This is a genomic window from Cohnella baijiui, assembly GCF_020731285.1.
Classification (GTDB): domain Bacteria; phylum Bacillota; class Bacilli; order Paenibacillales; family Paenibacillaceae; genus Cohnella.
In genome coordinates, this window is sequence record NZ_JAJFOW010000390.1 from 1 (window position 1) to 227 (window position 227).

The window sequence follows — 227 nt, forward strand, 5'->3', positions numbered from 1 at the left end:
CCCGGTGATTTAGGAGCTATTCCTTCACTGAGCATACCAGGATCAATCGCAACCTCCCCTGTGATCTCGGCAATCTGTTCAGCCGTCACGCCGCCCGGTCTAAGAATGAGCGGCACATCGCCTGTACTATCCACAACCGTTGATTCTACACCGATCCCTGTCGGCCCTCCATCAAGCACACCCGCAATGCGCCCGTCCAAATCTTCGAGTACATGCTGAGCTGTTGT

1 protein-coding gene is annotated in these 227 nt (G+C 55.1%); it reads right to left on the reverse strand.

What is annotated here, in order from left to right; genetic code table 11:
* A partial coding sequence (locus LKX83_RS33085; RefSeq protein ID WP_227887531.1) for an L-threonylcarbamoyladenylate synthase occupies nucleotides 1-227 on the reverse strand: 227 nt, incomplete at both ends.